General features: G+C 47.6%; 13 protein-coding genes. 1 reads left to right on the top strand and 12 read right to left on the bottom strand.

Features of this window, described 5'->3' with window-relative positions; translation table 11 throughout:
- Positions 1 to 210: hypothetical protein (locus V6C93_RS37965; protein WP_333481877.1), on the top strand; the 210-nt coding region annotated here is incomplete at its 5' end.
- Between the two features lie 16 nt (positions 211 to 226).
- On the opposite strand, the gene V6C93_RS37960 is transcribed toward V6C93_RS37965, so the two are convergent.
- The 12 genes from V6C93_RS37960 to V6C93_RS37905 form a co-directional block, all read right to left on the bottom strand.
- Entirely contained in the window at positions 227 to 754 is a 528-nt protein-coding gene (locus tag V6C93_RS37960) for a tetratricopeptide repeat protein (RefSeq protein ID WP_349262973.1), read from the bottom strand.
- Positions 755 to 875: 121 nt separating this feature from the next.
- Entirely contained in the window at positions 876 to 1,688 is an 813-nt protein-coding gene (locus tag V6C93_RS37955) for a transporter substrate-binding domain-containing protein (RefSeq protein ID WP_333481875.1), read from the bottom strand.
- A 78-nt stretch (positions 1,689 to 1,766) separates the two neighbouring features.
- Positions 1,767 to 2,123, bottom strand: a complete 357-nt coding sequence (gene rplT, locus V6C93_RS37950; RefSeq protein WP_333481874.1) for a 50S ribosomal protein L20 — start codon at positions 2,121 to 2,123, stop codon at positions 1,767 to 1,769.
- Positions 2,124 to 2,249: 126 nt separating this feature from the next.
- Positions 2,250 to 2,447 (bottom strand): 50S ribosomal protein L35, encoded by a 198-nt coding sequence (gene rpmI / locus V6C93_RS37945; RefSeq protein WP_333481873.1) that lies wholly within the window; start codon positions 2,445 to 2,447, stop codon positions 2,250 to 2,252.
- Between the two features lie 64 nt (positions 2,448 to 2,511).
- Positions 2,512 to 4,140, bottom strand: coding sequence for an adenylate/guanylate cyclase domain-containing protein (locus tag V6C93_RS37940; protein ID WP_333481878.1), 1,629 nt, complete (start codon positions 4,138 to 4,140; stop codon positions 2,512 to 2,514).
- A 65-nt stretch (positions 4,141 to 4,205) separates the two neighbouring features.
- Positions 4,206 to 4,550 (bottom strand): slr1659 superfamily regulator, encoded by a 345-nt coding sequence (locus tag V6C93_RS37935; protein WP_333481872.1) that lies wholly within the window; start codon positions 4,548 to 4,550, stop codon positions 4,206 to 4,208.
- A 33-nt stretch (positions 4,551 to 4,583) separates the two neighbouring features.
- Positions 4,584 to 5,204: a DUF6272 family protein gene (locus V6C93_RS37930; protein WP_333481871.1), complete on the bottom strand. Its 621-nt coding sequence runs from the start codon at positions 5,202 to 5,204 to the stop codon at positions 4,584 to 4,586.
- 131 nt (positions 5,205 to 5,335) lie between these two features.
- Positions 5,336 to 8,332, bottom strand: a complete 2,997-nt coding sequence (locus tag V6C93_RS37925; protein WP_333481870.1) for a SpoIIE family protein phosphatase — start codon at positions 8,330 to 8,332, stop codon at positions 5,336 to 5,338.
- The gene (locus V6C93_RS37920) at positions 8,214 to 8,465 is read right to left on the bottom strand and encodes a hypothetical protein (protein ID WP_333481879.1); all 252 of its coding nucleotides are present in this window, start codon (positions 8,463 to 8,465) and stop codon (positions 8,214 to 8,216) included. Before V6C93_RS37920 ends, V6C93_RS37925 begins: the two co-directional genes overlap by 119 nt.
- A gap of 496 nt (positions 8,466 to 8,961) precedes the next feature.
- The gene (locus tag V6C93_RS37915; protein WP_333481869.1) at positions 8,962 to 9,552 is read right to left on the bottom strand and encodes a TetR/AcrR family transcriptional regulator; all 591 of its coding nucleotides are present in this window, start codon (positions 9,550 to 9,552) and stop codon (positions 8,962 to 8,964) included.
- Between the two features lie 5 nt (positions 9,553 to 9,557).
- A complete protein-coding gene (locus V6C93_RS37910) occupies positions 9,558 to 10,307 on the bottom strand; it encodes an alpha/beta hydrolase (protein WP_333481868.1) in 750 nt (249 codons plus the stop codon).
- Between the two features lie 318 nt (positions 10,308 to 10,625).
- Positions 10,626 to 12,098: a phytoene desaturase gene (locus V6C93_RS37905; protein WP_349262971.1), complete on the bottom strand. Its 1,473-nt coding sequence runs from the start codon at positions 12,096 to 12,098 to the stop codon at positions 10,626 to 10,628.
- Positions 12,099 to 12,246 lie beyond the last annotated feature (148 nt).

The following is a 12,246-nucleotide window of genomic DNA, read 5'->3' as shown; positions in this document are numbered from 1 at the left end:
TGTAAGCCTTTTGAGTTAATTCAATCCGAAGTAACGCAACTCAATCTTATATTAGATTTAACGGGAATGGTACTGACTGAGGAACATTCCTCGCTCACCAACCAACCCTTGTGCAGGGGGTCTGGGGGAGGCACTCGTCCCCCAGTGGGGGGTTTGGGGGGAAACCCCCCAATCTGGGTTTTGTCCAAAGAACGACTAATTCTTGCTTAAGTCAGTAACATTCCTCTTATGAGGAAGGTACCAGCCGCTTACGCAGAGAATCAGCCCGACGCTTCGCTGTTGCATTATCGGGTTCATACTTCAGCGCCTCTTCGTAAGTTTGTAACGCTTGAGCGGTTAACTTTTTACGCTCATAAACATGACCCAGATTGTTGAGCGCTGTGACATATCCTGGGTCTATCTTTATAGCCTCTTTGTACTCGCGAATCGCAATATCGTATTGTTCTTGTGCAAAGTAGGCAAAGCCTAGAGCATTATGGACAGGGGCAAGGTTTTCTTCCTCAACATCTACACCCTTGAGTGCTTTTTGAAACAAACCGATTGATTGGGCAAACATTTTCTTATCAGCATAGATACTGCCCAACTCGTAATACTCTTGAACAGTTCCTCGCTCTTTCTTGAGCTTTCTTTCTAGCCGTGAAAGAGCGTTTTCAATTTTACGAGTTTTGAGGACTTGCCTAACGATCGCCCATCCAGCAAGGCCAAGCAGCACCAACAATGTGAACAAATAAACAATTGGAAGCGAATTCTCCATCATTTTTGAAATTCTAATCTATGAAGTGTCAAGGATGAAGTATGAAAAATCAGAATTCACACTCGCCAACAAGGATGAAGGCTTATTCTTCATCCTTCATCCTCCATCCTTCATCCCTTAATTATGGTAAACCCCAAGTGGCAATACGTTCGGCTAGCCAACCGGACTGTTGCCAACGAGCGATCGCTTCATTCACCCGTTGGTACAGTTTGTCGTACTGCAACCCCTTGGGTATAACGACACATAAGGCTTGAGCCGAAAGCCGCACCGGAAGCATCCGATACTCAGGATATTCATGAACCCAGCCAGTTAGGACGCTATTATCCGCCGCAAAGGCATCGGCAGTTCCCTTTTCTAAAAGCGATCGCGCCTCTTCATAGGAATCAACGCCTACCAGTTTGGCGTTGGGTAAGTGATACTTCACCACCGGGATTGTGCTAGAGCCTTTAATCACGGCGATCGTCTTGGTGGCTAGATCGTCTAACTTAGCGATCGCATAGCGGGACGTGTTAGCCTCTTTTGAAGGAGCTTTTGTAACAAAACCTGTACCATCTAAGTAATAAGGTCTGCTAAAGTCTACTAATCGGGAACGAGACTCCGTTGCCGTTACTCTGGCAATCGTCAGGTCAACTTTACCTTCTATTACCACATTCAGCCGATCTGTGTTCTTCACTGGCTGCAAAACCACAGCATCCGGTTTCCCCAACAGTTCTTCAGCTAGACGTTTAGCGATATCAATTTCCAGCCCTTGCAAGTTGCCGCCCGCATCCCGAAAACCTAAAGGGCGCAGATTGTCTTTTACCGCAACAATCAACTTGCCCCGCTGCTGAATCTCATTGAGTTCAGCACTCCGAACGGATGCAGGTGTCGCCGAAGACAGCGCCACCAATCCCATGACAACACTAAAGCTGAAGAACTTGCGGTTAAACCCCATTCGGCATCTTTGTTTTAGATTGGGGATTAGGGACAGGGGACTGGGCAAGAGTCTACCCCATTACCCATTACCCATCCCTCATTTCCCAGCTTGATTCGCCATTTCCACGACTTTATTAAAGCTGGTTGGATCGAGTACCGCTAACTGAGCCAGCATCTTGCGGTTTAACTGAATGTTGGCTTTTTTCATCAAACCCATCAGCTGGCTATAGCTAACGCCATTCATCCGCGCTGCGGCGTTGATGCGAGTAATCCACAAGCGACGAAAATCCCGCTTACGCTTTTTGCGATCGCGATAGGCGTTCCGTAGCGCCTTCATCACCTGTTGATTAGCTGTGCGAAACAGGGTTGAATGTGAACCCCGGAAACCTTTAGCCAGCTTGAGAATTTTTTTGCGTCGTTTCCGCGCAACGTTACCGCGTTTTACCCGTGTCATGATTCGTTGTGAGTTGTAAGTTGTTACTCGGTACGACAGGTGTCCACCTGCCAGTGATTAAAGACTAGTTTGGCAAAGGGATAAAAACCTTCGTCGCTTCCTTCCCTTGTCACCCATCCCTAGCTTCTACAAATAAGGCAGCATCAAACGCACGTTTTCCGCGTCGCGTTCATTCACAAGCCCCGTGTGAGACAGACGGCGTCTCCGGGCTGCATTTTTGTGTTCTAGTAGGTGGTTTTTAAAAGCTTTGCGACGTACAATTTTGCCACTACCAGTAGCTCTAAAACGTTTTGCCGCTGCTCTGCGAGTTTTTAGTTTCGGCATGGACTAATTTCATAAGGGCACAATCTATAATCTTACTACTGTCCATGCTTTCTCTGCAAATGGTTCACCGCTGTGAGTTATTCCTTAAGGTGCTATCCATTCTTTGACAGCGTTCTAGATAATTTTGAGCCACTGTATCATCGGGGTTAAGGTGCAGACACTCTTCAAAAAGTTGTGCCGCTTGTTTGAAAGAATGCAGATTATAGAGCAACAAGGCTTCTTCAAATGCGGTTTTCGTGGCTAACTTGGCATCTCGGATTTTAGGCGGATCTGCGTCAAATACCTCATAGACACTCACGGCTGCTAATTTCCCCTTAACTTTAACTCGGTCAATGAGGCGAAAGGCATATTGATTCGCATCTTGCAATTGGGAAAAAGTATGATGAGAAATTAGTAAAGATACCCGATACTCTTTCGTCAGTCCTTCAATGCGAGAGGCTAAGTTCACAGTATCGCTAATCACCGTACTGTCCATCCGGGAGTATCCCCCCACCGTTCCTAGCATTAATGACCCTGTATTAATCCCAATGCCAACTTGAATCGATATGTAGCCAGCCTTAGCACGGTGTTGATTATAGGTAGTAAGCCGTTGCAGCATAGAAATCGCGGCTTTAATGGCGTTGTCGGCACCCTTACTAAATAGTGCCATGATTCCATCACCGATATATTTATCAATGAATCCCTTATTTTGAACGATCGCAGGTTCCATGCGACTTAAATAAGCATTAATAAATTTAAAATTTTCTTCCGGTGTCATCCTTTCGGAGAGGGTGGTAAAGTCGCGAATATCCGCGAACAACACGGACATTTCTTTCTGGACATGGTCGCCTAATTTAACATCGACAATGCTGTCTTTATCCAAATACTGAAGAAATTGGCGGGGAACGAAGCGGGAGAACGCTTGGTTGAGTTGAAACAGTTCTGAGGTGAATTTTATCCGCTCGGCTTCAGCTTTTTTGCGATCGGTGATATCTTGAAACGCGGCGATCGCATACTCGACTTTGCCCTTTTCATCAAAAATTGGAGTGGCCCACACTTCTAGGGGGATAACCTTGTCCCCTTGGCGGATTTCCATATCATCGATGGTTCCGCTTTCACCTCTCAATGCCCGTAGAATCGGTTGGCGATCGCAAGGGTACAACTGATTGGTTCCTGCCTCATAGATTTGACTCATCTGTGGCAAGTTAGGGGTGCTGGTTTCCGGCGCAATCGCTTGTCCCAGGATTTTCTGTGCCATCTTATTGGCGTAGTAGGGGTTCCCACTGGCATCAACGACATACACCCCGACTGGCACAGCGTCCAGAACTTGAGCCAGCCGCTTTTCCCCATTAACTACCGCCTCCTCTGCTTGGTTGTACAACCAATCTTCTACTGTATCGCCGTGTTCTGTTGTTGTTTCCAACAACAGTTCCAAGTCCACTTTATCTTTTGCCAAAGCGTCTAAAAAAGACTGAAGTTCTATGGCACATGCCTTCAGTGCCGCCTCGGCACGCTGGCGTTCAGCAATTTCAGCTTGAAGTTGTTGATTGGACTCATACAAGAGAACTTCGATGGCATCAGCATGGGCTGTCGTCGTCTCTAGCAAGATTTCTAGATCGACTTTGTCCCGCTTCACCGCTTCCAGTTCCTGGCGCAGCATTTCTATTTCTAGAAGTAACTGTTCTGATGATAGTTGTTCGGCCTGCATCGCCATAAGGGTTGCGCCTTGACAAAAAAGACTTTCTATGGGTGTTTGCAACGATGCACCTGATAGAGCTTTCATTCTAATTGCAGTTGTAATTTGGGCATGAGTCGTTGCAAATTCTTTAACGACTTGCCCTGCCAGGGAATGCTGTTAGATCCTATGACCACCATTTGAATGGTTCCTTTCTGGCGTACCTTAATCACGAACTTTGAGATCACATTAATCCCTGAACTATTGAGAAATTCTAGATTTCGCAAGTTCAACGTTAGCGTCGGTGGGTCGTGGTCAGCTACGTCATTGAGCAACTGTACGATGGGTGCGTATTCGTCCATCCCATTTAAACGAAGTGAACCCTGGCAGCTGACTGTTTCGGTCACTGAGTCGTACAAGATGCTGTAATCTTTGGACTTAATCTCCATTACTCCTAAACTCCCTATCATCTTTTTAGTGACCTATACTATTAACTGCACCATTGTGGTAACGCCGATCGCTCTTTGGGTGGTGCTAGAGGCAATCGCATCCGGACTCTGATCAACCCTCTCAAACTTCCAGCCGAGCTTGGCCTGATAATCATTGATCATGGTCAGCAAGCCTAACCCAGAATTGCATTCAGGGTGGTCTTCATCTTTTTCCAGATGGCGAAGGTACAAGTCACTAGGGTCAGAGGTAATTAACTCTTCGATGAATGCCTGGAAACTCTTGAGCTTTTGGGGATTGACACTATTACTCGCCAGAAATATAAGCCTATGAGTATCCATTTGGAGTCTGATGCTGATCGGCTCTGGTGATGACTCGTCGTTAAACTTCATGGCGTTCTCTAATAACTCATTAGCGATAAAGCTAACAGCACTTTTGACCTGCTCTTGGGTAGCGGTTTCGGGGTTAGCTTCTTCACTGCCAGGAAAGAACGTGGCAAAGTAGTCCGCCATAAAATCAGCAGATAAACCATTGTTTCGCCAGCGCTGCTTGAGCGGGACAGAGGTTGGTGAAAATACAATGGTCAGACCTTCGTGGCCATTGGGCAGATCATTACTGAAGTCACCAAATATCTGAGTCATATCGATTTCGGTCATTGGTCATGAGTCAAAGGGTTGAAGGTTGAAGGTTCGGAGGTTGAGGGTTGAAGGGTTGAACTTTCATCTTGCCCTGCTGCTGCGTTAGCGACGATAGGAGCGTCACTTTCAACCCCAGTTTAGAGAAATAACTACTTCTGTTTAAGTATCAGCAAAGTGATGTCATCATAAACTTTTTGCTGATCGATATGCGATCGCAGATCCCCAAGCACCGTCTGCTTGATTTGCTCAGCACTTTGTTCTCTGTTGCCTCTAACTACTTCACACAGTCGTTCAATTCCGTATTGCTCTCCTGCTAGATTTTCCGCTTCCGTAATCCCATCGGTATAGAGTACTACCACATCGCCAGGATGAAGCTGTACCTGAGTATGAGAGATAAAATCAGCAATGTCTTCCTCCAGACCAATGGGGAAACCTAAATCGATTGTATCGATTCGCTCCAAAGAACCGTCATTACGCACCACAATCAGCTCTTCGTGCTGTCCACTTAAACAGAGTTGACCCTGATGGTAGTCCAGCAAGGAAAGGGACAGATTTTTATCGGAATTCATGCGTTGTACGTTGTCGTAAATTGTCCGGTTAACAGCACTCAAGAATTTGGCTGGGTCAGTTTCGTTGTTGGTTAGTAGAGTCCGCACAGCGGTTTGCACCATAACCATCAATACCCCGCTTTCCAAACCATGCCCAGTTACATCACCGATACCAATTTTAAGGCTGCCATTATACTTGAGTACGTCATAGTAATCACCGCCTACCTCCTCAGCCGGTTCCATAAAGCCAGCAATGTCTAATCCGGCAATGGTTCCTAGTTCTCGTTCTCTGGGTAACAGCATCTGCTGGAGTTGTCGCGTGAGTTCCAGTTCAGTCGCCAGACGCAGGTTTTCTGCTTTCAGTTGCTGAAGATTTAAGTGAGTTTTAATACGAGCGAGAAGTTCATCTTTAGAGATAGGTTTGGTCAGATAATCATTAGCCCCTACCTCTAATCCCACCACTAAATCTGAAACTTGATTTTTCGCACTCAATAGCAGAATCGGTAGTTCATTAGCTTGCCAAATTTCACGGATTTTCCGCGTGACTTCATAGCCAGTCAAGCGTGGCATCATCACATCAAGCAAAATCAGGTCGGGTTTAAACCCACTTTCCAGTAAAGCTAAGGCTTCAAGACCGTTGCTGGCTTGGGTAATATCATAGTTTTGCAATGAGAGATAGTTGGCAAATACCTGACGATTCACCGGCTCGTCATCCACTATCAGGATGTTGATGGTTGAGGCATCCGAAGTTGCAGGTTGCTCTTTGGCAGGCTGTCGGAAACTTACCCCTACTCCTTCGGCGAACGCTTCGCGAACGGGGAACGCTGATGCTCGTTCGCGCAGCGTGCCGCAGGCAAGACTCGCTAACGCTTCGCTATCGCGAACAACATTCAACCTTTCAACCTGTAACCCTTGGGAACTTTCAACATTCAACCTTTCAACCTTCAACCCTTCTGATACAGGCAAGGTAAAGATAAACCTCGACCCAATCCCGACAGTGGATTCAACGTCAATTCTTCCCCCGTGCAACTCTACAAGTGTTTTGGTAATGGCTAACCCTAAGCCCGTACCCCCATACTGACGTGCCGTTGCGCCATCCGCTTGTTCAAAGGATTCAAAAATGCGATCGCGTTTATCATCTGGAATGCCAATGCCTGTGTCACACACACTCATCACGAGTTGGGAATTAGAACCTTCTCCCCTGACTTCAGCGGTAATTTCTACAGTACCACTGTCCGTAAATTTAATGGCATTACCTACTAAGTTATGTAAGATTTGTTGCACGCGATTCTCATCGGCATTGACCTCTGGTAAGTCTGGAGAAATACTATTAATTAACTGCAAATTCTTTTGACCAATAAGAGGTTTGCACAGGGTCAGCACCACTTCAGCGAGCGATCGCATTTCCACCGGCTTGAGCTGCAATTCAATGGTTTCGTGCTTCAGTTTAGAAAAATCCAGAATATCGTTGACCAAGGTTGCTAGACGCCGCCCGCTCGAAACAATCAGGCTGAGATTGAAACGGGTTTCTTTAGGCAGTGAGCCAGTGACACCATCCATCAGAGACTCGGCAATGCCAATAATCCCATTCAGGGGAGTGCGCAGTTCATGGGATGTGTTCGCCAAAAACTCATCTTTGAGCTTGTCTAAGCGCTGCAAATCTGCATTCGCTCGCAAAAGTGCTTCCTCACTCTCTCGTAGCGCGGCGGTTGCTCGTTCCACGGCTTTTCGCAGTTGAGCTGGAGCACTCACCAAAATGAACACCAAGCCTCCGGCTATTATCGCTAGCAACCCACCTCCCAACCACAACCATTGAGAAATGGGGGCACTTTTAGGCCATCCTTTCACTGGAACTGCCGCTAACTGCCATGCACCATTGGGCAGCGTCACCTCGGATGTGACTGGGTGTTGCTGAAAAATTTTGGCATCGCCGAAAAAGACTGCTCCAGCCGCTCCTAATCCATCTTTGCCCCGGATCGCGTACTGAAGGTTGCTTTTCGAGTCGATCAGTCCTGCTTCTTGAAACAGGGTGTCTCGGTCGATGATAATGCCCACCATCCCCCAGAATCGACCACTTTCGGCCTCTGCATTTGGGGGGGTGAGAAAAATCGGGGTACGGCTGATGAATCCCACGCCAGTTGGCACTAAGTCAATCGGCCCTGCGAAGATACTCTTTTTAGTTTTAATTGCCCGTTTGATCGCCTCTCGTTCGGCTGGAATCGTCATCGGGTCAAACCCGATCGCTTTTTCCCAGCCTGCTAAGGGATACATATAGGTGACAACGGTATTTTTATAAAGGGCTACGCCGCGAATACCTGCTTGCTGCGCCACGATGACTTTGGACAAGTTGTCAAATTTCTCGCGATCGATGTCTGAATTAATAGTTGAGATATAAGCCACTAGACCTCGCGAGAGAAATAGTCGCTGATTCAGCTTTCCTTCGAGACGAGCGCGGGTCGCACTCAGTTGATTGAGTACATTAGCGCGATGTTGCTCTTGGAAGCGCTGTTGTTCGGAGCGATCGATTACCCAAGTAACCGCCAGAACGATCGCGAATGTCACTGAAGCAGCCAAATAGGGCAAGAGACGAGCTTTCATAGAGGTATTGGTCAGCCTTCCAGACACTGTTGACACCCATCGATTCCGATATTGCAGGGAGAGATTGGCAAAGCTCCGGCTCTAGCCGCTTGGCTAAGGGTTCGTTGAGAGCTAATTCGGATTCAGATTGCACCCGCCACCTGGGTAGACAATCCAGTTGCCTTGCATAAACTAGGATGCTGCGGCTGACTGCTGTAAAGTCCCCCGTTGAGTCAATTGGATTTGAAAAATCCAGCTGACTGTATTTATTGATGACCCTGAAGCGATAGCGGCTCAGCGACCTATTTCTCTGTAAGTGTCAGCCCAGTAATCTCATCCTAGATACGATTGTTTATTGATTTGCCTCTACCTGCTGTAAATCTTTAAAAAAGTTTGATGAAAGAATAACAATAACTGAAAAGCTTATCTAAAGCCAGGTCTATTCCTTAAGACTTAGATAAATTTTCTTATTAAATATGTAAAGCTGTAGTAATATTAAGATGCGTCGCGACGAACCTGGCAGCACCGGGGTGTGCCTCTGGGATTGGAAGGTTGGCAAACGTTACTGGAAGAAGCTCTACTGCTAAACGGCTGTGCATCTAAGCAAGCAAAATGGGGGCGGGCAAGATGCCCATCCCACAAGAAATGTGCTAAGGCTCAACACAAAACTCCGCAATCACCTGTGCTTTGACTGCATCTAATGGATAGGTGTTGGGGTAGGTTGAAAACATTAGCATGATGCCCTGAAGTGTTGAGGAAAAATAGAGCGATCGCTGTCGTGGGTTAGCAACTCCCAACTCGCTGAACATCTGTGTCTGGATTTCAAACTGCTTTGCCTGCTCATCCATCAACTTCTGGCTGTATTTCGCCACAATCGGATCGAGCCTCGGTTGGGTGAACAGATTGAGATAAAATCGGAAAACCTCCGGTTGCCGCCGTACATCCTCTAACGCACCCTCGGCAATATGGCGAATTTGCTCAACAGGTGTTGGCTTGGCAGCAGCGGCGTTCATGACGAACAGCAAATCGTTGAGCCGCACATCGACCAGTGCTGCCAAAACGTCTTCCTTACCTTTGAAGTAGTGGTAAAGCAGTCCCTTTGAAATCTGCGCTTGTTTGGCGATATCTTCAATGGAAGTGGCGTGATAGCCTTTCGTGAAGAACAAATCCATCGCTGCTTTCAAGATTTGATCCCGCGTTGCCTGACGGATGCGCTCGTTTTCTGCTGGGGTACGCGGCATGGCTTCTACTCAGTGAGAAATTGGATGATTTTACTGGAAACCTCATCTGCATGAGTCAGTGTGGGCATGTGATCTGCCCCTTCAATGTACGCGAAGCGAATGTTGGGCACCTGCTGGAATAACTCAGCAACATGCAAATTGTCAGCCATATCCTGTGTGCCGATGATGAACAGAGTTTTGGTTTGAAGCTCACTTAAGCGATCAATTGTCGGTGGCTGTGCCCAGAGCATTTCAAAGGTTTTCCATTCAAAAGACCGTTTCGTGTTGTGCGTTGTCATCTCCACCATGCGATCGCGCTGCGGACTGGACATCACGACGCTGTACACCGGATGATCCAACATCCGCTCAACCATTTTTTCGACATCCGGAGCCGCTGCCTTGATTTGCGCGAACCATTGTTGAACATCGGGTGAGAACTGGAAGCCCGACAATCCCGGAGCCACTAGCACCAGCTTGGTGACGCGATTGGGATAAGCCAGGGCAAAATCAGTCGCAATTTGACCGCCGATCGAATGTCCAACTAGAATCGCGCGATCAAGATTGAGATGGTCAAGCAACTGCCGCAAATCCTCGACGAAATTGGCAGGTTCGAGCAGTGGGGGTGACTGTCCGGCACCGCGTCCGTCCAATGTAATGACCTGATAAGTCTGGGCTAGTTGCGGGGCAATAAACTCCCAATCCCGCAAATCTGCCCCACCGCTATGAATTAGGACAACCGTCTCACCCTTACCTTGAACTTCGTAATGCAAATCCATAGCCTGTCTCCTTTGAAGTTTGTAGGACAGTCACAATAGACCTCTTGCTCTCATTCGATTTTTGCCCCCCTAGCCCCCCAACTTTGAGCTACCGTGTACGCACATCTCCTGAGCAACCTCAAAATGCTGCATTTTGCCCCCCTAGCCCCCCAACCTTGGAAGGAACCGGAGTTCAAAGTCCCCCAGAATTGGGGGATTTAGGGGGCATTTCAGGATTGATGCAGGAGGTCTAATTGTTTCATCTCCAGAATAATTTATGACTGAACAACCAGTCAATAGAAAACGAAAACGATCTGCTCCACATTCCTAACAACGCAACTATCCAGCCTTGCTAATCATCTCTGCCACAATCTTCCCGGAACTCATAACCCCTGGTAGCCCTGCTCCTGGATGAGTTCCGGCTCCTACACAATAGAGATTTGGAATGTCCTCGCTTTGGTTGTGAGGACGGAACCAGGCAGATTGGAACAAAGTAGGCTCCACTGAAAACGCAGTGCCTTTGTAGCTATTCAACTCATCCCGGAAATGCAATGGATCGATAAGGTGTTCGGTAACAATATGACTTGACAAATCCGGTAGATAGTGCTGCTCTAGATACTGAACGATCGCATCCCGGTAAGGCTTTGCCATCTCTTTCCAATCCGTTGCACCATCCAGGTTTGGAACTGGAGCCAGCACATACCAGCAGTCACAACCCGGTGGCGCAAGGGTGGGATCAGTGGCAGTAGGGCGGTGAAGATAGAGCGAAAAATCTGATGCCAGGTGCTTGCGATCGAACAAATCCACCATCCACTCCCGGTAGCGCGGCCCCATCAAAATCTCATGGTGCGCCATGCGATCGTAGCGTCGATTAGTGCCAAAGTAAACGACGAACAGTGACATGGAATATCGCAGATTTTGCAGGTAGCGATCGCTATATTTGCGGCGAAACTGGGCTGGAACCAAATTGAGATAGGTCAGGGCAACATCGGCATTACTCACAACAGCATCTGCTTGGAGCAATTCGCCATCCTTGAGTGCAACCCCGGTTGCTCGTTTTGTCTTACCCTCAATCAAAATCTCTGCAACTTCTGTATTGAGCCGTAATTCTCCACCCAACTCTTGAAACAATCGCACCAAACCTTGCACTAATGCGCCCGTGCCACCCATTGCAAACCAGACGCCAAACGCCTGCTCCAGTTTGTGAATCATGGCGTAGACGGAGGTACTCTGAAAGGGATTGCCGCCAATCAGGAGGGGATGAAAGCTAAACACCTGCCGCAATCGTTCATCCTGGATGTACTGATTGACAAAGCCTGCAACTGATTTGAAGGATTGCAATTGCAGCATATCGGGAGCAACTTTGAGCATATCGGTGAAGTGGCTAAAGGGCTTGGTCATCAGGGGCAATCCCTTTTGAAACACTTGCTCAGATGCTCGGTAAAACCGATGGTAGCCTTCCACATCAGCAGGGTTGAATTGCCGAATTTGTTCTAGTAGGTAATCGCGATCGCCGTTATAGTGAAATACTGAGCCATCTTCAAACCGCACATTGTAGAACGGGTCAAGCGGCACCAGCGTCAGGTAATCGGAGGTTGTGCGGTTACTCAATTCAAAGAGTTCATGAATCAGGTAGGGAGCGGTAATGATGGTGGGACCAGCATCGAAGGTGAAGCCATCCTGCTCATAGACATAGGCACGACCACCGGGTTTATCCCGTTTTTCTGCGATCGTCACTTGATGCCCCTGTGCCTGTAGTCGGATGGCAGCCAATAGCCCACCAAAGCCACTTCCAATTACAACAATCTTCATGAACGGCTCTCTCTCGCGGTATTTAGACGTAATACCAATTCTCTCAATGCTTGCTACAGATGCTTTTCTTGTTCCCCCTTGATAAGGGGGGCTAGGGGGGTAAGATATGTAGCCCATTAAAAGCGAAATGGTATAAGTGATGATGATT

It is taken from the genome of Allocoleopsis sp. (genome assembly GCF_036703385.1).
In the GTDB taxonomy this organism is placed as follows: Bacteria; Cyanobacteriota; Cyanobacteriia; order Cyanobacteriales; family Coleofasciculaceae; genus Allocoleopsis.
This window is presented reverse-complemented; position numbering and strand designations above follow the sequence as displayed.